Raw genomic sequence first — 22,205 nt, 5'->3', positions numbered from 1 at the left:
TCATTCAAACTTCAAAATGCTGAATTAGGTCAAAATGCTAGTGAAGCGGATAAGTTAGAATTAGCGCAGAAACAACTACGTCAGCAAATGGAAATGACTGATAGGGTCGTCCACAACTTAGAACAACAATTAAGTGCAGCAAAGCGTGTGTATGGTGAGAATTCTACCGAAGTGCAGCAACTTGAGGCTAAATTAAACCAAGCAAAAACGACATTAAAGCAATTCGAAAACTCCTTACAAAGTGTTGGGCGAAGTGGTTCACAAGCTGCGGATGGTATGGCGGAAATAAATAAGAAACTTGATATGAACAATTTAATGGAAGCCGCTGAAGTCCTACAAGGAATATCTGAAAAGTTAATTGAAATGGGAAAGTCGATTGTAAATACAGCAATAGAGTTTGATGGATCGCAGAGGAAAATTCAGGCGTCATTAGGATTGACTGGGAAAGGTGCAGAAAATCTTCAAAAGATTGCTGTTGATACTTGGAAAAAAGGTTTTGGTGAAAATCTTGAAGAGGTAGACAATGCGCTTATAAAAGTTTATCAAAACATGAGAGATGTTCCATATAATGAGTTGCAAATGGCATCAGAGGATGTTTTAACACTTGCAAAAGTGTACGATGTAGATCTGAATGAAGCGACTCGTGGTGCAGGGCAGTTGATGAGTCAATTTGGTTTATCTACACAAGAAACATTTGATTTACTTGCTGCAGGTGCTCAAGAAGGTCTAAATTATTCAGACGAGTTATTTGATAACCTCTCTGAATATGCGCCTTTATTCAAACAAGGTGGTTTTAGTGCTCAAGAAATGTTTACGATTTTAGCAAATGGAACAAAAAGCGGTTCGTATAACTTAGACTATATCAATGATCTTGTGAAAGAATTTGGAATCCGTGTACAAGATGGTTCGAAAGGTGTATCAGAAGGATTCGGTGATTTATCTGAAGAGACACAAAAAGTATGGAAATCATTTAATGAAGGAAAGGGAACCGCAGCTGATGTATTCAATACTGTGTTAGGTGATCTTCAAAAGATGGATGACAAAGTAAAAGCAAACCAGATTGGTGTTGCTTTATTTGGCGTGAAATGGGAAGACATGGGTGCTGAAGCTGTACTTAGTTTAAATAATGTACATGGTGGTCTTGGTGATGTAACTGGACGTATGGATGAAATGAAGAAACTTCAGGAAGAATCTTTGGGGCAACAATTTCAAAAAGCATTGAGAGAAACACAGGCTGCGTTAGAGCCACTTGGAAAGAAATTTGCAGAATTAGCGAAAGATATTTTGCCTCCAATTGTTGATGGGGTTAAAGCTGTAATGGATTGGTTTAGTAAATTGTCTGAAGCCGATCAAACGCTTTTAATTGTGATGGGTGCACTGAGTACGGCGTTTATTATTTTAACTCCAATTGTAGCAGCTCTCGCTGTTTCATTTGGTGCGTTGAATCTGGCGTTTTTACCTGTGATAGCTACCATTGCAGCAGTTTCCTTGGTGATAACTGGTATTATCATGTTAATAAAAAACTGGGGTGCCATAACTGATTGGCTTTCTGAAAAATGGTCGCAATTTAAAGATTGGTTTGGTGGATTATGGTCAGGTATAGTTCAGGCATGCAGTGATGGTTGGTCTGCTACAGTTGATTACTTTTCTGGAGCCTGGTCAGATTTTTTAAATATGGTAAATGAGTTCTTTGAACCCATTGGTCAATTTTTTACGGATCTATGGACGGGAATTTCTGATACGGCATCGGAAATTTGGACAGGTATTACTGATTATTTTTCAGAATCATGGTCCTCATTCATTGAACTAGCAAATAGTATATTGTCTCCTTTGGGTGAATTTTTCAGTGGATTGTGGACGGGTATTGTTGAAACGGCAACTTCTATTTGGGATCAATTAAAGACAGCTTGGCAAGAAACATGGGATACAATACTCACAGTTTTAGACCCGATTATTTCAGCAGTTTCCACAGTTTTAGAAGCAGGTTGGCTACTCATTCAAGCAGGGGCACAAATTGCATGGGCGGCAATATCTCAATATATTATACAGCCGATCCAGGAAGCATATGATTGGATAAGTGCGCAAATTGGTGAATTAGTCACATGGCTTAGTACGCAGTGGGAACTTATAAAGGCTGCTGCACAAGTTGCTTGGAGCTTATTTAAACAATATATTACGCAACCTGTTCAAGAAGCATGGGATTGGGTTAAAGAACAGATTGGTACGCTTGTTTCTTGGTTACATTCACAGTGGGAGACAGTGAAATCATATACTTCCGCAGCGTGGAATCTAGTAAAACAATATGTCATTCAGCCTGTTCAGGAATTGTGGAATGCAACGAAAGAAAAATTGAATGATTTAGCGAATTGGATACTAGGTAATTGGGCCAAAATCCAATCTTATACACTTACGGCATGGAATCTAGTTTATAAATATATTATTGATCCAGTGATTTCAGCTTATCATTCTGCAAAAGAGAAGTTCAATGACATGTACAATACGGCACGGGAAAAATTTGATTCTGTAAAGAATGTAGCGCAAGAAAAATTTGATGCAGCAAAGAGATTTATCGTTGATCCGATAAAAGATGCGGTAGATAAAGTAAAGGGATTCATTGATAAAATCAAAGGGTTTTTCAGTGATTTGAAATTAAAGATTCCAAAGCCAGAAATGCCAAAAGTGCCACACTTTAGCTTGCAAACTAGTACGAAAAATATTTTGGGTAAAGACATTACTTTCCCATCTGGTATCGATGTGCAATGGCGCGCAAAAGGCGGTATTTTTACTCGGCCAACTATCTTTGGAATGAGTAATGGTCAGTTGCAAGGTGCAGGAGAAGCGGGGCGAGAAGCAGTTTTACCATTGAATAAAAAGACATTAGGTGAGATTGGCGAAGGAATTGCAGCAACGATGTCTACTGAACCCACAGTAGTTAATATTTATAATCCTTCAGTGAGAGATGATCGTGATATCGACCGTATGGTTGGAAAAATAGATGATGCGCTTGCTCAAAAAGGACGTAATTCAAAAATAGGAATAGGGAGGGCGACTTAAATTGTTGGATATAGGAATTGATAATGAATTAGCAAGTAGTTACGGATTAGGCTTAGTAGGTCGTCCAGTGATTCCAACTGCAAAACAAAAAGTAGAACATATAGAAATACCAGGGAGACATGGCTCGCTCACAAAGAAAGGGGCATATGAAAATGTCCCTTTTAAAGTGAAATTCAATATGTTAGAGACAGAGAACATTAAGCCTTTCATAAGACGTGCAAAACCTTGGTTATTACAGGGAGAAACACTCTTTTTTACAGATGACGATGTACATCGAAAGATTAAACATGTTGAAATGGGAGACATTGTAACTGAAATTGAGGAACATGGTGAATTTGAAGTGGATCTCACTCTAGATCCTTTTGAATATACAGAAGATGTAAACCTAAACCTTACCAAACCAGGTGTAATTTATAATCCAGGTACAATTGAATCTGATCCTAAGTTATGGATTGTGGGAAATGGTACTTTCCGGATAACAATCAATGACGTATCTTTTCAAATAAAAGATGTGAATGGTTCTGTTGTCATAGACTCAGAAGTACTTGAAGCATATACGGATACAATAGCAATGAATAATAAAATGGTCGGGAAGTTCCCTATATTCAACGTGGGAGAAAATAAAATAGAGTGGTCAGGATCAATTCAATTTATGGAAATTCGACCTAGGTGGAGATATAAATGATTACTTTATATAAACCAAATGAGACTGATTTTACACACAATGGTATAGGGGCTTTAGATAAAAATATTTATAACGCAACTGTTGAGGAAGAACTCAATGGTTTATTTTTATTTTCATTTAGTTATCCATTGTTTGCGCCGCATGGTCTGGAAATAGAGGGAATGAGTATCATTAAAGTTCCAACTCCGGATGGTGAACAACTATTTCGAGTGGCAGCTCCTAAAGTCAGTATGGGTGAGGTTACAGCGCAATGTTATCACATTTTTTATGACTTAACAGAAAATCTGATTGAAGATATTTTTGCTGAAACAACAAATGGTAATGGAGCTATGAATCGTATGTCAGCGGGATGCCAATACAAGCATCCTTTTCAGTTTTATTCAGATGTACCAAAGATAGCAAGTGCACGTATTGTCCGAAAAAATCCTGTGGAAGCATTATTGGATTCTAGTCAAGACAATTCATTTGTTAATCGTTGGGGTGGCGAATTAAAACGAGATAATTTTGATGTGAAGATGCTACAAAATCGTGGTATGAATCGTGGGGTAGTGATTCGTCATAAAAAAGATTTATTAGGTTATGAAGGTAATGTGGATTGGAAAAGCCCTACTACCAGAATTATGCCACAAGGATTTGACGGATTGTTATTACCAGAAAAATATGTAGATAGCCCACTCATTCATAAGTATCCGCATCCAAGAATACGAGTAATTGAGTTTAATCATATAAAAGCAGCTATTGGTAAAAATGCAAATGATGAAGACGCATTACCTGTAGAAGAAGCGTATAACAGGTTACGTCAAGCCGCTAAAGCTATGTTTGATATTCAGATGGTAGATCAACCAAAAGCGACATATAAGGTTGAATTTCAAGAGTTGTCTCAAACAGAGGAGTATAAAGAATATAAAATTCTGCAGCGTGTCTGGATGGGCGATATTGTTACAGTTAAACATGAGGAAGATGGTATTGATATTCAGGCAAAAGTCATTGCGTATAAATATGATCCAATTAAAAAGGAATATATCAATGTAACCATTGGTAACTTTAAAGAATCTTTTACAGACATGGCGGGTAAAGTAGATCAAATTCAACAAGATTTATCCAATATGCCAGGGTCTTTACTTGATGCAGCGAAAGAAAATGCAACAAAACTAATCAATTCAGGATTTGGTGGAAATGTTCGTGTATATCCAGACCGAATTCTAATTATGGATACAAAAAATGAAATGACAGCTTCAAAAGTGTGGCAGTGGAACATAAACGGGTTAGGTTATTCATCAAACGGGGTAAATGGTCCGTATGAGATTGCTATGACAAGTGATGGAAGAATTGTTGCGGATTTTATTACAGCTGGAGTATTGAACGGAAATTTGATTCGAGGCGGAGAAATAACAGGAACCACTCTTAGAACTGCCAATGATTCCAATTATGTTTCTATTTCCAAGCAATTTATTAGATTAATGGAATCGTATATCACCCGGATTTTCATGGGCTATTATATAAATAATAATAATGTCATGCAACCCACTATTGTATTAGGTGGCAACAATGATATAACAGCCACGCAAGGTGCAGTGTTAGTTTATCAGCTAGATGGTTCTCCGAAGTCAGGGGGAATCGGAATATCGAACGGGTATCAAAATGGTGATCCGACAAGGGTCTATTTTTCAGCATCTCTTGCGTTTAATAAAAATGGCCATGCGGAACTAAGTTCGGATCAAAGCTTAGAACTTGAGTCAAAAGAATCCTATGCTTCTTTGAAGTGTCAAAATAATCTTTTTCTGGAAAGTAAAGCAGGTGGCGCTTATTTTACTGCAAAAGAAGGGTTTAACTTTCGCCAAAATGGAGATCGAATTGTGGATTTGAAGTTGACACCTGGTGGAGATAGTGACATCGTATTTCAGAACATCTTATTACGGAATAATAGAAATTATGAAAGTACCTATGTGCAAGTAAAAAGTGATGGAGGAACTTATTTTAACGGTGTTTTAGCAGCGGATTTTAAAGTGTCTTCTAAAAAGAAATATAAAACCAATATACGTGATATTAAATTTGACGCGTTAGAGAAGGTAATGGGGTGGGAGATTAAACAATATAACCTTAAAACAGAAATGGCTCAATTATATGATATGCGTATGAACCGTAAAGAAGGAGATCCACTCCTTACAACAAACGATATTACAACGCACTATGGAGTTGTACTTCCGGATGAATCAAAAGAAAATGGTGTTGGCTTATATGGGATGATTGCGCAGACTGTTAAAGCATTTCAGGAGTATGTAGCCAAAACAGATGCTAGAATTGAAGAATTAGAGCCAATAAAACCTAAAGGAAATATAAAACACAGGAACAAAGTAAAACGTCAAAGAAGACCGCCTAGACGCGTGAAAAGGAATAGTTAGAGAGAGGTGTAGTCATGCGAAATGAGGAAATTATTATAGATTTAGCAGATCCTGTGTTTACTAAAACAATTCGTTCCAGACAAAATGATAAAAACGGGTTGAAGATTACTGTATATGTAAGAGAAAAGGGGCAAAATGTTGATTTAACGGGGTATGCAGTGAAGTACGAAGCGATTAATCAAATTGGACTATTCGTTCGGGATGATGCCCAAATAGTTGATGCAAAGAATGGTGTATTTTCATATACGTTGTCCTCACAAGCTGTTTCCACATCTGATGATTGGACAGCTTATTTTGTTATGGAAAAAAGTACAGAACGAATGAGTACACCAGACATTCGGATTACATTAAGACGGGATGTAAAAGAAGGAAATATTAAAATAGAAAACTATATTTCTGAGTTTGATGGGGCAATGGAACGTGTAAAGGGTTATCGAAAAGAAATAGATGAGGCGAATCAAAAAATCAAGGAAATAGCGCCATATATAGACGAGCAATACCTAAAGACAAATAAAAAGATTGAAGAATTAGGTGCAAGTATTGCGGCAAATAGTGTGGTGAAAAAAGCCGGGGATACGATGACGGGGGCACTGGTCATTGAAACACAAGATAGTAAAACTTCCCCTCTGTATCTAAAGAACACTGCTGGTGTGATGCGTATACTGCCATACGAAGGGGAATATAACTACATTCAAAGTGGTACGGTTGATTCCAAAGCGAAAAATCTATTACTTACTGGTATGAATGGTTCGGTGATGGAGAAAGTCCAAGTAAAGACAAAGGAATTATGGATAGAAGGAACAGTAAAACAAGCAACGGATACAAGGTGGATTCCTCTTCCAATAACTGGTGCGGAGGGTGTGCCGGATAGGATTTTGAAATATAAACGGAGTGGGGATCAGGTTTCCATTATCGGTTCCGTTACAAAGGTATCTAACGTGCAGGTATTTGCCACACTTCCAGCAGGATGTAGACCTGTACAAGTTATTGCTTTTCCAGCACTGGCTTATGGGAATCTGCCAGCCATTTGCGAAGTAACCGTAAAAAGTGATGGTGGCATATTTGTAAATGGCGTGCAAAGCGGCAATACCGTGCATATTGCGGTGAGTTTTTCCGTTTGAACCACATATAGCTTCGATACCAAGGGAGACAACACTGTCTCTCTTTATTTTATATAGATAGGAGTTGAAACGTATGAGCATGGAAATTGGTGCACTGATTGCAATCTTATCACTCGCCATCAGCTATTTTGGTTATGCACTCAACAGGTCAAAATCCCTGAAAGCGGATGGACAACAAAGTGCGGAAGTAAAAGCAGAACTGGGTTATATTCGAAAAGGAGTGGATGATATCCGGATTGATTTAAAGGCAAGTGAAAAACAAATGGTAGCACTTGGGGAACGTGTGACAAGAGTAGAAGAAAGTACCAAACAAGCGCATAAACGCTTGGATACCATCGAAAAGGAGAATGATTAAACATGAATGTATCAAAAGAAAATATGAAAAAACGATTCCGCAACTGGAAAACATGGGTTGCGGTTTTTTCATTACTTGGTTTTTTATGTGCGAAATTTGGTTTACCAGAGGCGAAGACTTTTTTAGATGAATTGGCGCCGTATTTGTTAACGGTAGGAATTGCATTAGGAATTTGGTCAGATCATGAAGGAAATGAGAAAGGGGATGTGGAGTAATGGCTACATATAGTTTACATGGTGGTCACAATCGTATTGTACAAGGTGCAAACTGGGGGAATAGAAAAGAACACATCATGGATCGACAGGTGAAAGATGCGGTTGCAGACAGGTTACGGGCACTAGGTCATACAGTGTATGACGATACGGATGAAACGGGCTCTACGCAAGCGCAGAATTTGAATCATATTGTAGCGAAATGTAACTCGCATGATGTTAGCTTGGTCATTTCGTTCCACTTGAACGCATTCAATCGTGTTGCGAATGGCGTCGAGGTCTTATACTACGACCAACAAGCGCTAGCTGCTAAGGTTTCAGCTCAATTATCGAAAGATATCGGTTGGTCTAATCGTGGTGCGAAAGAGCGTAAAGACCTGGCTGTACTTCGAGGAACAAAAGCGCCAGCTATCTTAATTGAATTAGGATTTATCGATAACGATGCGGATATGGAGAAATGGAATGTGGATAAGATTGCGAATTCAATCGTATACGCTTTGACTGGACAAATTGTTACGGGCGGTTCTAATCATAATGGTGCGGGTACATCTACACAATCATCTACCAATGGTGTAGGTGTCGTAACGATTACAGCGGATGTATTGCGTGTTCGTACTGGTCCAGGAACGAACTATGGTGTCGTAAAAAATGTGTACCAAGGAGAACGGTATCAGTCGTGGGGATATCAAGATGGATGGTGTAACGTTGGTGCCGATCAATGGGTTTCAGGTGAATATGTGAAATTTGAAAGGTAACAAAGCCTATATGTATGTGATGTATGTGGGGTAAGCAAAAAAAGAGTATTCCTCTGGCGAGTGATATATGATCTCTCATTGTTGGTTTACCAATAGTATTATATGTAACAGTAGAAAGGAATAGGAACGATAAAAATAAAAAAACAGCGTATTCTGGACTAGAGTACGCTGTTTTGTGGTAGAACTATCATAAAGCAGGAGTACTTGATGTCAGATAAAAGTAACATATGCTATCACATAAAAAATTTCCACAGTGGCCGCTATCGTTGTCAGGAAATCTTGCAAGATAGGAAACTAGGAGGAATAGATAGCTTGAAAAAGAAGAATTTCTCTTTGTAGGAAATGGAGTAAAAATCATGGCGCAGTGGAGAAAATTTGTCGTTATTTTTATCGTAGTACAAGAAATAGGCCGGGCGGAAAATGTAGGCGGGACAAGCGTTGGACGAGGTAGAAGAATGGGTGAGAGGGGGAAGTGGCTATGTACGGGTGTAAGGGGCAGGTTGTGTCTGTTTTGGTGGGTGGGATATGGGAATGAGGGATTAGAAGAGTACGAGTTTGTATGGATTTGAAAGCTAGGAAAGTAGGAATCTATTATGCGTTGTTGGGTAAAACTTCCCAATAGGGTGTACCCTAAAGAAACGGATGAAAAATGACTGCAATCACCAGATATCGGAAATATCTAACAGAAATAGGAATCTCTTTTGTTGGTTGCTCCCGCAACAGAGAAAAGAAAGAAAAGCCAGATATTCTCCACAACTATCCCAACACACATCTCTCTTTCTCTTTTGTTGCTTATTGTATTCTATACAACAACGTAGCACTTCGTGCATACTTTTTTTGCTTATTTCACCAAAAAAGTGAGATAACAAGCCGGAAATAAAGAAAAACACCCAAAAGAAATGGTGAAACTCACCAATATATGAAATCCACTATTCCTGTAAAAAAACAACTTTTACATTTAATTATAAAGATATAATATTACAAAAAGAACCTTTTTCCCCTCTTTTTTTTCAGGTAACAAGAGGCATACGACATGCCCCATACGTACCATTTTTCATCCTTCCTATTAGAGTACACCCTATTGGGAACTTTTTCGTAGAAATCCTTGTGTGTACTGGATTCTTTTTTATTCGTTTGTTTCTATTTTGTAAAAAAGACCTGCGGTAGTATGTCAACTGAGAAATAACAAAGTTTAAAGTTGCCAAAGGTCAATTTGTTTAAAAAAGGCATCACGAAACTAAACCAGTAACGAATGTAATTTACTGGAAAATAATGAAAGGTAGCGATGACAAAAATTTATGTCATTCTTTCACACACCTTCCAGGCGTAAAAAGTTGGTGGCTACGTAGTAGCGCATCCACCAATCGCACAAATTTTCTTGCGGTTAGAACGAGTGCACGTTTGTGTTGATGTTTTGGTACTTCATTATATTTTTTCACGTAATACTCTTGATAATCTGATACATGCTTTCTTACTGAATTGGCGGCTTCAACTAAGTAATAACGCAAGTAATGATTACCTGTACGGGATAATGAAGTATCTTCAGCTGTAAAACGACCAGATTGGTGCTTTCGCCAGTATAATCCAGCGTATTTGGCTATTTTTGTTTCATCGTCAAATCTTTCGATTTGGCCAATTTCAGCAATGATACCGGCAGCGAAAACAGGACCTACTCCAGGAATAGATTCAAGTGTTTGGGTCAAACCAGCCATGATTTTTTTAATAGACTTTTCTAATTCCTTGATTTGCTGTTGAAACGTACGAATGACTGCGATGGATGTACCTAAGATGACATCTATTGAATCTTCTACAACCTTATCCAAGCGATAAGAAGCTTTCACAGCTTTTTGAATGGATGCTGCTACGCATTTTGGATCACCAAAACGGTTTCGACTTTTTTCCTGTAGGAACTCAGCGAGTTCTTCTAAAGGCATATTAGCTAGTTCCTCTAAGCTGAATTTTTCAAGAAATAGTTCTGTCATGGCGCTACCAAATACGGAAGTATCCACCTCTTGTGAAAATGTATTACATTTAAAACTTAGGTGTTGAAGAAAGTGTTGTTTTTCTTTCGTTAACATTTTGACAAGTTGGTATCGTGATCGAGTTAATTGCTGCAGTGCCACGTACTGGCTTTCTTTTACGATAGACATTTGATTGCGGCCAAATCGTAAGTAATCAGCAATGACATAGGCATCAATCTCATCGGTTTTATTCATGTCAGAATAGCTTTTCTTAAAATTTGCGACTTGCTTTGGGTTTAGGAGAAATACTTTTGCTCCAAAACGCTGTAAATCTATATCATGGTGAAGAAACATAGAAGGATGAAAGCTGTAAACAGAGGTGGATTCTAGGCCAATCTTAAGGATGTCGACCTCTTTCCCTGCAACACACTGTAATAATTTTTCTTTGAGTGTAGTAGCTCCTGGTAGGTCATTACTGACCGAAAAAGAATCCAGTTTTTCTCCATCACCATTTAAAAAGCAAACTTTCATATCAAACGAACTTACATCTAAACCAACAAATAATCTCATGTAAGAGACCTCCCTTCTATATTAGAATCATTTCTTGGACGTCTCGAGATATCTCTAGTGTGTACGCCGACCAACAACCTCGTGTATGAGAGCTAGTCCTGAATCGAAAGCCGCCCTAGAGCTACTATCATCTAGGTTCGAGGGGCAGGCTGCTCAGCCTGCGAGTAGGGAGTCCCGCACGTTCACTGAGAAACACTCTTCAAATGTGGTAAATCCACAGGAGGTGAAAGAATTGTCCCAAATGATCCTACAATCATTATCTAGAAATATCTTGAGACGTCCAAGTATTTTTATTTATAGGGCTCTTATTAAGAAGAAAATCTAAGCCTGTAATAGGGCTTAAATATTAATATACGAGGAGGTTGGATCATGACGAAAAAGGTGATTGTGAAACAAATGGTGACAGATTTGGAATTGTTGGGGGTTATTCAGAAATTTGGATGGACGACGACAGGACAACTCGTTGCCTATTTGGGATCGTATAGTAGGCGCAGTATTCTACGTAAGCTGGAGCACCTGCGTCCGTATCTTCACAGTATTGTCGAACCATCTCGTCATATTTTTGGACTCAATAGCAAAGGCGGGGCGTTACTTGGCACACCTCATGTTACGATGCTTAGTGATGTACACGACATCTACGATGTCCTCTACCGCAATGACATTTGGGAATGGTGCGGATATCCCGAGTGGCAGTGGCACGAGGAATTATTACCTGCTGGTAAACAGGAAGCGCTTGTGCCGGCAGCCTATTGGTATAATGGGGAGCGACTACATGTCGTGGAAATCGATACGGGAGACAATTTGTATGCAACAATGTGCCACATGCGCCGCTATGAGGGGCTGGTTAAACAGGCGGAAAAACGAGGAACGCCCGTTCCGCAGATGTATTATTTCACACCTGACCGCCAGCGCCTAGCGTGGCTCGAGGAAGCACTGGGCGGGCATAAGCTGTGGCTACGGTGTGTGCACGCACTTAAAAAAGGAGGACGTGTATGATGAATAACTTACGAGTTTCCTATCAGATGTATGGTACGTTACAACAAGGAGGAGTATCTATATGAGTAAGGACGAAAATGTATTTGATAATCTCATCACCCCCCAGCTAGTACCTACGGTTCCTATTACCCCAGCGCAACAAGCACAACTTTTCACTTTAATCCAACAATTACAAATTGCTATTAATACGTATTTTAACAATCCTAATTTAGTAAATCGTACGGCTTTACAAAATAATTTAATGAATTTATATAACTTTTTACTCACCGAATTTCCTACTGCAACGGAGAGAGACGCTACACGAAATAGTTTATATCTTCTCTTAGCTGTCAACAATCGTTTAGCCTCAGCTACTTCGGCAGATGTTGGTCAAATCGCAACGATGCTACAATCACTGTATACTACTTTATCGTTTTTAATGGCAGAATTTATGATGGACGTTGCCCTACGCAACCAAATCCTCACTATTTTATCTACTTTAGTGACAAGAACAGCCGCTGTTCCTAGTAGTGGTGCGGGAGCAACTGGACCGACGGGACCAGCAGGGCCCCAGGGAGCGACAGGGGCAACCGGACCAAGTACGGGTGTAACGGGACCAACGGGACCGACAGGTACACCTGGGGCACAGGGGGCTCCTGGGGCACAAGGACCACAAGGAACCCAAGGGCCAGCAGGACCTGAAGGACCTGAGGGCGATCAAGGGCCGCAAGGGGTGCAAGGGTTACAAGGACCGCAAGGGCCACAAGGGATTCAAGGTGTGGAAGGTGACAATGGTGCTACAGGAGCGACAGGACCAGCAGGTGCAACTGGTGCTACAGGAGCCACGGGTGCCCGTGGACCGACGGGGCCAGGTACGCCGCCCCTTTCACAACCTGGAAATATGTATGTATCTAATCAAGGAACTAATAATGTTTCCGTTATTAATAGCGACTTGAATGCGGTGGTCGCGACTATTTCAACAGGACGTTCACCACGTGGTGTAGCAGCGGATGCTACTACGGATCGTATTTATGTTGCCAATGGAACTGGTAACGCTGTTTCTGTTATAAGTGGATCTTTCAATGTCGTCATTACTACTATCACTGATGGTATTAGTGGTCCAATATATGTCATAGATGATCAAATTAAGAATCACATTTACGTTTCTAATGGCGGCAATGCTACCGTTTCCGTTATTGATGGGGCAACTAACATTGTAATTGCGACCATCCCTGTGGGCCCATTCCCTGCTGGAATGGACCTAAATCCAATTACGAATTATTTATACGTATCAGCTCATAATTCTAATACTGTAACTATCATTGACACTGATACGCATCTTGTTATCGGGACGATTGTTGTGGGTACCAGCCCAGAAGGTGTTCTAATAGATTCTGAACACAATCAGTTATATGTTGCCAATGTTAGTAGCAATAATGTTTCTGTCATTGATACGATAACGAATACTTCGATTACTACGATTCCTGTAGGTCAAACTCCAACGAACCTGGGGTTAGATACTGTGCACAACAAGTTATATGTCTCAAATACTGGTAGTAACAGTGTGTCGGTAATTAATACGGAATCTCATACCGTAATTGGCACGATTCCTGTTACCTCTAGCCCTCGTGGAATAGCTGTAAATGTGGACTTAAATCGAGCGTATATTGCCAGAGCGACCGCTGCTTCAGTTGCGATAATCGATGTAGTTACAGATACGATTATCGGAAATATCCCTGTAGGCACAACGCCTTACGTCATTTCCATTTCTAAATAATTAAGTTAGTAAGAAAGATTTTAGTAATCCTTTGCAGACAAGAAGATAGAAATTATCTATGTGATTGCAACGGATACATTGAAAAAGAACCCCACTACAATTTACCGTTCAACGGCACAAATGTAGTGGGGTTTTTCCGTTTCATTTCATGTTTTCTTTTACAAACATACAAAACCCCAGTAGAAACCATGGTAAACGAGTGTGAAAAGTATACAATTTGCATGTGAATAATAGAATGTTAAAACAATAGCCGGAATGTATACTTGTTCAATTGTAAGTAAAAATTCTAAGACGATATTATTTTTCCTCGTATCAAAAATCTCATGTACTAGCATACGCTGTATGCAATAATAGGTATGACCAAGTGAATGAAAGATAACGAATTACTTTTTTTTTTTCATTTGCTTTTTTAGATGCTGAATCTTTTGTTGTACTTCGGTATCGTCTGGAAGGAATGTTAAGGATTTTTGATAATACTTCAGTGCTTGTCGATTTTCTTTCTTCATTTCATAGCAAACCCCCAATTGCTTATGGGGTAACCACGTATAAAACGGCTTTTTGTCCACGGTCCAAGAATACGAAACGGGTAGCTGTGTCGCCTGTTTGTACCAAAAAATGGCTCCCTCCACTTTCCCTTGGCGTAAAAAATGCTCTCCCAGTCGACAACAAAATACAGGTTGCGGCATATCATAGGATAAAGATTGGAGTGTGATTTGATGCTCTTGTTCTATATTCTGTAAGAAATAGTAGCAGGAGGCAAGCTCATTAAAAATAAAGAGCCGCATCTCATCTGATATATCCGGAGAATCTAAAAATTTGTGAAATACATCCACTGCTTCCTCATATCTATGATTGGAAATTAATTCTCTTCCATAATGAAATAAATCATGTGACGTGAGTGTACCGCCACCCGCTACATATTTTTCATAAATAGTTAGATTTCGAACGGAACGTTGCGGATTTTCTTTTTGATGTGTCACAACAATATTACTTTGATAGGTTTGATCTTGTTCGGTCACTGGAATATGTTCATGGACAACCCCTATCCAACGATACTGCCGCTCTCGTTTCAGAAGACGAAAACGAAAGGCACTACTAATTACGTTCCCTTGTGTATCAAAGTGAGCATGATATTTCATAGATACGGCATCAATTTGGGGCTGTAAAGAATGTTTTAACGTTTGTAATGCGGTCTTATCCTGTTCTAGTAAAACATCGTCTGCATCTAGCCATAAAATGTAGTCTTTCGTCGCATGTCGAAAGGATTCATTACGCGCAGCTGAAAAATCATCTATCCATTTAAAATCATACACATGAGGCGTCCATTTTTTTGCAATTTCCTTTGTACAATCTGTTGATCCAGTATCTACAATAATAATTTCATCTGGAATGCCTTTGATGGACTGTAAACATCGTTCTAATACTTTTTCTTCATTCTTTACAATCATGCATAAACTAATTGTAACCAAATCATTCACCCTTTTCTCAAATCGTTTTAGTTATGTCTACTATATGTGAAAAGGAATCGTTTAGAAGTGATTTTTACACATTTGTACAAATGGGCAACCTGTTTGCTAAGTATATCTGACTAGACTGTTTACAGCGTTTAGAGGATATTGTAAAACGTATAAAGATTCAAAGTTACATGCATAAAAATCTCATTTTCCTGCAAGGAGGATGATTATTCAGACTATTACGACAAAAAATACGCAGATATCTCAATCTACGTTGTATCGGCACATTCATACGTGATAGGTTCGGATGAAAACTTGATGGGGATAGGGAGATTCTTTTCGGAGGAACAGTCAAATTACTTATAAAGGGTAGGGATAGAGGGAATGTCAAGAGCCGTTCGTACGCCAGCAAACACCAAAAACTGACTATTGTATAGATGACATATCCTGTAAAATGCGAGTGGGGTATACAGGGAACAAGGCAGAAACAATAAGCATAAGCAGAGGGTCTTGCGTAGCACGAATTTCATTTGCTACGGAGTAAGGGGGAGAAACAAATGAGAAAAATGGGATATGTACGAGTGAGCAGTGCGGATCAAAATCTAACGAGACAAATCGAGCAGTTACAGCAAATCGGAGTCGATATCCTGTATCAAGAAAAGGCGTCCGGGGCGGACCGTCATCGTCCCATCCTGCAGCAGTTGTTACAAGATTTACAGGAAGGCGATAGGATCTGGGTAACAGACTTAACACGCATTACAAGAAGTACGGCGGAGTTGTTTGAATTGGTCGCCTATATCCAAAAGAAAGGAGCCAACTTACAATCCATAAAAGATACGTGGTTGGATGTAACATCCGAAAATCCATATAGTCAATTTTTACTGACTGTGATGGGCGGCGTCAATCAGTTAGAACGAGATCTCATTCGCATGCGGCAGCGAGAGGGCATTGAGATTGCCAAACAAAAAGGGAAGTATGTGGGGCGCGTAGAAAAGTATCATGAAAAGCATCCCAATTTGGAGCAAGCCCTTGCTCTTTATGCGCAGTGTGAGTGATTTGACAAGCAATCAATACAAAACAAAGTGCTAGACCATACAAGAATGGATTGGGGTAATAAGAAACTGTGTAACACATTCCATTAGCCATGCAAGATGATCGGGAATGAGTCTGTACAGTATATAGAAAACAGAAAAAACAGATAGGGTCCAAGGTAATACAAGTAAGATAGAACAACAAACCGGTAGCATGGTAGGAAGTGATGGACCACATGCGATACATAAGATTCTATTCATGGATATGTTGAAAGTCGAAACGCCTAGTTCATGTAGCTAGGTGTTTTTTATATGTTCATAAACTCTTTATCAAAGTAGAACTTGTCCATTACGTTGTTTACAATCCCGTTGAAATAAGCGAATTTACCCTTTTTCATTTTCGTTCCAGACTTAATTTTCATAACAAATTCTTTAATAGCTTTTAACCCAATAGTAAGCTCATGGTCCTGATCAAATGCTTTATCACCTGTAGAGAAGTTTGTAACTTTATTACACTGCCTTACGACCTTCCACAGTTCTTGAATTGTCTTAGATTCACTGTAAAAAGAACTAACCAAAGAAACAAAACGTTCTGGTACCCAGTGAGCAACAAAATCAGCTTGTTCAATATTTTCTTCTGGAGTATTGCTATTCTCATTACTATTACGTTTGTTTATATCTTTTATATTTTGTTTTAAGGAAACAGAAGTTGTTTTATTGGTAGGACACTTTGCAGTACTTTTTCTATAATCCTTGTCGGACACTTCTTCCACAATCGGTTGAATGATAATCGCATTCGAAGTTTGCAACATATCTTTTTTTCGCTTCATAAAAACTTGTTTCACTATACCTAAATCTACAAGTTTTTTCATTAAACGTTGCACGGTTTTATAGGAAACTTCCATCATGCTAGCAATTGAATTTTTGCATAAGAAACTAACGCCTACATATTTGCAACTGTGGCGTTTTAACATTTCAAGTAACATAATAAGTTTAGATTGTACGTCAGTACGCTTAATAGACATACGGATAATATCTCTGTATGTACGTACAGTTTTATTTAGTTCTTCCACATCTTTGAATGATGATAAGTTGTGGAAGGATTCTTTCGTTGCGATAACATTGATTTTCTTTTTCATAGACTAAGAGCTCCTTTGTATAAACAAAAAGCAACAGAATGCCAAGTGTAAGCAAACTGTTGCGGAGGGACCCTTATGTACGGTAAAATGAGGTACATAAAGAGTTACAGCAAGTGTTTGCCTAGTTAGAGTAGGCGGACGGTATAAAGGGTGTTGGATGCACCTTTTATACGCGCTGTGCTCTTTTTGTTTGATATAAATCTTTTGGTTCTAAAAAGTTATTGATCATAATTTGGTTTCTTTAAAATGTAATGTTTCAAATGCACCATTTATAGCAGTCAAGGTTACTGTATGAGAAATAGATTCTTCTTCAGAACGATGGCTATGAATTGTCGAGCTTATGAAGAGTACATGGAATTCATATTTAGTGTCCGAAAAGTGTCCGGAAAGGTTTGGGATTGTATGTTTTCAAGTAATGAGAAAGCTGGAAAGTATCGATGTAATAGCCTTTTTTGCACCTGTTTTTTTCTATTTTATATACAGCTTGATGGGCGGAATGATGTAATTCCGTTTGTCCTAAAAAACATCCATTTCTATATAGAAATGGATGTTTTTTTATGTTTTTTAGAAAAGGAAATGAATTTCTGTAGAATTTTGTCGCTTTCTCTCTTGACCATATTGATACTTCATTGTTAGAATCTAGGAAGATAATATAAAACGATCCTTCATATATCCTCAATGATATGGTTTGAGAGTCTCTACCGGGTTACCGTAAACAACCTGACTATGAAGGCAGTGTGTCTTATATTTATAAAGAGCGGAGACTATCTTTCTTTATAAAGCCAGACCCCTGCCTTTTCTTTGTTATGAGACTAGAGGCGGAGGACTGGCTTTTTTTATTATATTGGTAATGCTTTTCGCCAAATTGGTGAAAATATTTATATACGAGAACTAACGTTGGGGTGATTATTTTGAAGAAACAACACGATACAATTATCGTTTTAGATTTTGGAAGTCAATACAATCAGTTAATAGCACGTCGAATTCGTGAGTTCGGTGTATACAGTGAACTTCATCCACATACAATTACTGCAGAAGAAATTAAAGCAATGAATCCAAAAGGGATTATTTTCTCTGGTGGACCAAATAGTGTATACGGTGAAGGTGCATTACATTGTGATGAAAAAATCTTTGAACTAGGTTTACCAATCTTCGGTATTTGTTACGGTATGCAGCTTATGACGCAACACTTCGGTGGTAAAGTAGAGCGTGCAAATCACCGTGAGTACGGAAAAGCTGTTCTTAAAGTAGAGAACGAATCAAAATTATATGCGAACCTTCCAGAAGAGCAAGTTGTATGGATGAGCCATGGCGACTTAGTAACTGGTTTACCTGAAGGATTCGTAGTAGATGCAACAAGTGAGTCTTGCCCAATTGCTGGTATGAGCAATGAAGCGAAAAACTTATACGGTGTACAATTCCACCCAGAAGTACGTCACTCTGAGCACGGTAACGATTTAATTAAAAACTTCGTATTCGGTGTATGTGGTTGTTCTGAAGGATGGAACATGGAGAACTTTATTGAAGTAGAATTAGAAAAGATTCGTGAAACTGTTGGAGACAAAAAAGTACTATGCGCACTTAGTGGCGGTGTAGACTCTTCTGTTGTAGCAGTATTAATTCATAAAGCAATTGGTGATCAATTAACATGTATTTTCGTTGACCACGGTTTACTTCGTAAAGGTGAAGCAGAAGGCGTTATGAAAACATTTAGCGAAGGCTTCCATATGAACGTTATTAAAGTGGATGCAAGAGACCGCTTCATGGACAAGTTAAAAGGTGTAGAAGATCCAGAACAAAAACGTAAAATCATCGGTAACGAATTCATTTACGTATTTGATGATGAAGCGTCAAAATTACAAGGTATGGACTTCTTAGCGCAAGGTACACTTTACACAGATATCGTTGAGAGTGGTACAGCAACTGCGCAAACAATTAAATCTCACCATAACGTTGGTGGACTTCCAGAAGACATGCAGTTCAAATTAATTGAGCCTTTAAACACGTTATTTAAAGACGAAGTACGTGTATTAGGATCTGAATTAGGAATTCCTGATGAAATCGTATGGCGTCAACCATTCCCAGGACCGGGTCTTGGTATTCGTGTATTAGGTGAAATCACAGAAGAGAAATTAGAAATCGTTCGTGAATCTGATGCGATTTTACGTGAAGAAATTATTAAAGCGGGCTTAGACCGTGAAATCTGGCAATACTTCACTGCGCTTCCTGGTATGCGTAGCGTAGGTGTTATGGGTGACGAGCGTACTTACGATTACACAGTAGGTATCCGTGCGGTAACATCTATCGACGGTATGACAGCTGACTGGGCACGTATCCCTTGGGACGTATTAGAGAAAATCTCTGTACGTATCGTAAACGAAGTAAAACACGTTAACCGTATCGTGTATGATGTAACGAGTAAGCCACCAGCAACTATTGAGTGGGAATAGTATTATAAAAAGCTAAGAACATTGAAGTACCACGCTTTTAAATGATATTTTTAGAAGCGTGGTACTCATATGGAACTTTTTTGTTCCATTAAGTTATTTAGCTTCTTTGCGACAGCATCATGCTTGTTTGGATACAGATGAGAATAGACTTGCAATGTTGTCTCAATTTTTTCATGACCTAACCTTTCTGATATTAATAATGGGCTATAACCTAATTCAATTAGAAGAGATGCGTGTGAATGTCTAAGATCGTGCACACGTATCTTTTTTATATTAGCTTTTTTTATTCCTCTTCTTAATTCATATAACACATAGTACTTAGAACAATCAAATAGAAAATCATTATGCTTAGGTTTGTATAATTTATTTTTATATTTTATAATCAATTCACTTAGTGCTAAAGGAATGTGAATAATTCTTTTACTCTTTGGTGTTTTTGGAGGATTTATGACAGTTGTACCATTCACCTTCTGGAGTGATTTTGTAATGGAAATTGTGTTACTTAATAAATCTATATCTTTCCATTGCAGTCCTAATAACTCTCCTGAACGAATTCCTGTCCAAAAAAGTATAGAGAATATAACTTTACTTTCTTCTTTGTCTAATTGGTCATAGAATAAATTGAATTCCTCTAACGTCCAAAAATTCATAGAATCAGCCTGTTTCTTTCCTATAGCGCCAACTACCTTTGAGGGATTGACAGATAGTCCGTAAAATTTTACAGCGAAATTGAGTATCGCATTTAATTGGTTATTAATTGTTTTTAGATATGTTTGGCTAAATCCTTGAGAAATTAGGTTGTTTTGCCACTTTCGTATATGCATGGGTTTGATTTCATTTATAGCAATTTTTGAAAAGAATGGTAGTATTCTTGAATTAATAACATATTTTTTATTTTCGAAAGTATTTGGTCTAATGCGATGAACTATATCTTCCATATATAATTCAACTAGGCTAGAGAAACTCATATCGCTACTTTCGTTATGTTTTTTATGAAATTCTTTTTCCCACGCGACAGCATCGTTCTTTTTTTTGAAACCTCGTTTTTTTTTCTGCTTTTTGTTTCCTTCGTAGTCGCGATAAACGATTTTTACATAGTATGTTCCTCTTTCTTTGTCTTTATAGATAGGCATCCTTTCATAACTCCTTCCACATAAGTTTAAAAGTCAAATGTTTTATATTTCATGAACTGTTTAGGAATTCCATAAACACCTGCGATTTGTTCTATGGTGTATCCAGAACGGAGATAATTATAAACTTCATTATCGGGCAACAATAATTCAACAGCAAAAGTATTCGCTTCCATTTCTAATTTATCTGTGGAAAAGAGTGTATTCCTACTAAGAAAAGCGGTATCTTCGTTAGTGTGTCTAACAGCATGGCCTAATTCATGGGCGCAGACATATATTTGGATAAATTCTTCTAGATTATAATTGATATGAATAAGTTGAACACGTCGACAGTAATGATAGTAGCCATAAATATGTTGTAAATCTTCAAATATTAATTCGATGTTTCTTTCTTTAGCTATTTTAAATGGATTGTTTGTGCCGTGTTCTTTAGCTAGATCTAGTGCATGTTGTTTTATGTTATTCTTCAATCCCAATTCCTCCCTAATTCCTGAATTTTTTAGGAGTAAATTTCTTCTTAGCTATTTCTCGTGCTAAAAGCATCGAACGTTCAAGTGAATCTTTTAATACCATCTTTGTAGCTTCATCAAGTGGTTCGCCATCGAAAGCGGCAAAACCATTTTTGTCATCCCCTAACCCCTCTAACATTTTTTCTAATTGTTTAGCAATGTCTTTTTTGTCTTTTTCAGTTATTTGATAATATTTTTGGCCTGGTTGAGTTTTCCTGATAAATTTGTCTACATCATAACCCATTAACCAAGTAGGGTTTATACCAAATTGTTTTGCTATAACTTCTATAGTAGTTAGTTTTGGTGCCATTTTACCACTACAATATCGGGATACGGTGGCTGCCGAAAGATTAATCCTTTCCGAAAGAGTATAAATTGTTTGGTCATTCTCAAACATGATTTCTTTTAATCTGATAGGGAATATTTCTTTATTTAAAAGTTGTTTTTGTTCCATTTACGTAACAACCTCCTTTTTCGATAGTATAAACAAGTTTGTTACAAAACGCAACAACAACGGAGGGGGAATTGATAAAAATGTTACGAAACGTATTGACAGTTATTTTTTTTAGGAGTATTCTATGGATGTGTTGCGAAACGTAACAAAAGCGGTGATTTATAAAAAAGG

Annotated in this window: 17 protein-coding genes, 2 pseudogenes and 1 riboswitch; of the genes and pseudogenes, 13 read left to right on the top strand and 6 right to left on the bottom strand. The window is 38.0% G+C overall.

Annotation, left to right across the window (positions count from 1 at the left end):
• From MHH55_RS20975 to MHH55_RS20935, 9 genes and pseudogenes are all read left to right on the top strand, one after another.
• The coding region (locus tag MHH55_RS20975; protein WP_340881170.1) for a phage tail tape measure protein at positions 1 to 3,054 on the top strand (3,054 nt) is incomplete at its 5' end.
• 1 nt (position 3,055) lies between these two features.
• Complete coding sequence (locus MHH55_RS20970) at positions 3,056 to 3,739, top strand: phage tail domain-containing protein (RefSeq protein WP_078187915.1); 684 nt, start codon at positions 3,056 to 3,058, stop codon at positions 3,737 to 3,739.
• A complete protein-coding gene (locus tag MHH55_RS20965; protein ID WP_078187917.1) occupies positions 3,736 to 6,141 on the top strand; it encodes a phage tail spike protein in 2,406 nt (801 codons plus the stop codon). Before MHH55_RS20970 ends, MHH55_RS20965 begins: the two co-directional genes overlap by 4 nt.
• Before the next feature lie 14 nt (positions 6,142 to 6,155).
• Positions 6,156 to 7,262, top strand: a complete 1,107-nt coding sequence (locus MHH55_RS20960) for a BppU family phage baseplate upper protein (protein ID WP_340881166.1) — start codon at positions 6,156 to 6,158, stop codon at positions 7,260 to 7,262.
• Between the two features lie 73 nt (positions 7,263 to 7,335).
• The gene (locus tag MHH55_RS20955; protein WP_078188161.1) at positions 7,336 to 7,617 is read left to right on the top strand and encodes a hypothetical protein; all 282 of its coding nucleotides are present in this window, start codon (positions 7,336 to 7,338) and stop codon (positions 7,615 to 7,617) included.
• A 2-nt stretch (positions 7,618 to 7,619) separates the two neighbouring features.
• Positions 7,620 to 7,832, top strand: a complete 213-nt coding sequence (locus MHH55_RS20950; RefSeq protein ID WP_139362588.1) for a hypothetical protein — start codon at positions 7,620 to 7,622, stop codon at positions 7,830 to 7,832.
• Positions 7,832 to 8,356: pseudogene (locus MHH55_RS20945) on the top strand (N-acetylmuramoyl-L-alanine amidase); the annotation flags it as partial. The gene MHH55_RS20950 and the pseudogene MHH55_RS20945, both read left to right, overlap by 1 nt.
• 33 nt (positions 8,357 to 8,389) lie before the next feature.
• Positions 8,390 to 8,584, top strand: a pseudogene (locus MHH55_RS20940) (SH3 domain-containing protein); the annotation flags it as partial.
• A 356-nt stretch (positions 8,585 to 8,940) separates the two neighbouring features.
• On the top strand, positions 8,941 to 9,153 hold the full coding sequence (locus MHH55_RS20935) for a hypothetical protein (RefSeq protein WP_078188184.1): 213 nt from the start codon (positions 8,941 to 8,943) through the stop codon (positions 9,151 to 9,153).
• 732 nt (positions 9,154 to 9,885) lie between these two features.
• On the opposite strand, the gene MHH55_RS20930 is transcribed toward MHH55_RS20935, so the two are convergent.
• Positions 9,886 to 11,115 carry an IS110 family transposase gene (locus MHH55_RS20930; RefSeq protein ID WP_340880302.1) on the bottom strand — a complete coding sequence of 410 codons (1,230 nt, stop codon included), beginning with the start codon at positions 11,113 to 11,115 and terminating at the stop codon, positions 9,886 to 9,888.
• Between the two features lie 369 nt (positions 11,116 to 11,484).
• On the opposite strand from MHH55_RS20930, the gene MHH55_RS20925 reads away from it, so the two are divergent.
• Complete coding sequence (locus tag MHH55_RS20925; RefSeq protein WP_078187500.1) at positions 11,485 to 12,111, top strand: hypothetical protein; 627 nt, start codon at positions 11,485 to 11,487, stop codon at positions 12,109 to 12,111.
• 61 nt (positions 12,112 to 12,172) lie between these two features.
• Complete coding sequence (locus tag MHH55_RS20920; RefSeq protein ID WP_078187499.1) at positions 12,173 to 13,867, top strand: collagen-like repeat preface domain-containing protein; 1,695 nt, start codon at positions 12,173 to 12,175, stop codon at positions 13,865 to 13,867.
• Positions 13,868 to 14,250: 383 nt separating this feature from the next.
• Here the strand turns inward: MHH55_RS20920 and MHH55_RS20915 are convergent, their stop codons facing one another.
• Positions 14,251 to 15,336, bottom strand: coding sequence for a glycosyltransferase (locus tag MHH55_RS20915; RefSeq protein ID WP_078187498.1), 1,086 nt, complete (start codon positions 15,334 to 15,336; stop codon positions 14,251 to 14,253).
• Positions 15,337 to 15,878: 542 nt separating this feature from the next.
• On the opposite strand from MHH55_RS20915, the gene MHH55_RS20910 reads away from it, so the two are divergent.
• Complete coding sequence (locus tag MHH55_RS20910; protein WP_078187497.1) at positions 15,879 to 16,376, top strand: recombinase family protein; 498 nt, start codon at positions 15,879 to 15,881, stop codon at positions 16,374 to 16,376.
• Between the two features lie 284 nt (positions 16,377 to 16,660).
• Here the strand turns inward: MHH55_RS20910 and MHH55_RS20905 are convergent, their stop codons facing one another.
• Positions 16,661 to 17,491, bottom strand: a complete 831-nt coding sequence (locus MHH55_RS20905) for a cytosolic protein (protein ID WP_078187496.1) — start codon at positions 17,489 to 17,491, stop codon at positions 16,661 to 16,663.
• A gap of 645 nt (positions 17,492 to 18,136) precedes the next feature.
• Positions 18,137 to 18,238, top strand: a riboswitch (purine riboswitch).
• 164 nt (positions 18,239 to 18,402) lie between these two features.
• Between MHH55_RS20905 and guaA the strand changes: the two genes are divergently transcribed.
• A complete protein-coding gene (guaA, locus tag MHH55_RS20900) occupies positions 18,403 to 19,941 on the top strand; it encodes a glutamine-hydrolyzing GMP synthase (RefSeq protein WP_000743909.1) in 1,539 nt (512 codons plus the stop codon).
• Between the two features lie 65 nt (positions 19,942 to 20,006).
• On the opposite strand, the gene MHH55_RS20895 is transcribed toward guaA, so the two are convergent.
• Genes MHH55_RS20895 through MHH55_RS20885 form a run of 3 tightly spaced genes read right to left on the bottom strand, consistent with a single transcriptional unit; the run spans position 20,007 to position 22,034 of the window.
• Positions 20,007 to 21,074: a tyrosine-type recombinase/integrase gene (locus MHH55_RS20895; RefSeq protein WP_233935597.1), complete on the bottom strand. Its 1,068-nt coding sequence runs from the start codon at positions 21,072 to 21,074 to the stop codon at positions 20,007 to 20,009.
• 26 nt (positions 21,075 to 21,100) lie between these two features.
• Entirely contained in the window at positions 21,101 to 21,541 is a 441-nt protein-coding gene (locus tag MHH55_RS20890) for an ImmA/IrrE family metallo-endopeptidase (protein ID WP_340881159.1), read from the bottom strand.
• Positions 21,542 to 21,554: 13 nt separating this feature from the next.
• Entirely contained in the window at positions 21,555 to 22,034 is a 480-nt protein-coding gene (locus MHH55_RS20885; RefSeq protein WP_233935595.1) for a helix-turn-helix domain-containing protein, read from the bottom strand.
• Positions 22,035 to 22,205 lie beyond the last annotated feature (171 nt).

Origin of the sequence: Bacillus sp. FSL K6-2944 (assembly GCF_038005385.1) — a bacterium.
Taxonomy (GTDB): Bacteria; Bacillota; Bacilli; order Bacillales; family Bacillaceae_G; genus Bacillus_A; species Bacillus_A cereus.
Note: the sequence above shows the minus strand (reverse complement) of the source record. Positions and strands in the feature narration are given on the sequence as shown.